The 215-nt window shown below is 81.9% G+C and carries 1 protein-coding gene; it reads right to left on the reverse strand.

The window, feature by feature from the left end; genetic code table 11:
• Window positions 1–215 (reverse strand): hypothetical protein (locus QM841_RS43080; protein WP_502943346.1); only part of this gene is annotated, 215 nt, incomplete at both ends.

Genomic DNA, 215 nt, shown 5'->3' on the forward strand with positions numbered 1-215 from the left:
CCCTCCGCCCGTCGGCGTCGCGCGGGGTGACGCACCGCGGGGCGGCGGCGCGGTTGGCGGTCTGCTGGACGCCCGCGTGGGGGGGGTGCTCGTTGTTGGCGTCCATCGCGGGGTCGAGAATCCGGCGGCGGCGGTCGGCCTGGGGGTCGCGGGCGGGGGGCCGCTCGCCGCGTGCATCGGCCCCGCGGAGGCCTCGGAGCCTGCCCTGCCGCGCG

This window comes from Rhodococcus sp. IEGM 1307 (assembly GCF_030056915.1).
GTDB lineage: Bacteria > Actinomycetota > Actinomycetes > Mycobacteriales > Mycobacteriaceae > Rhodococcus_F > Rhodococcus_F opacus_D.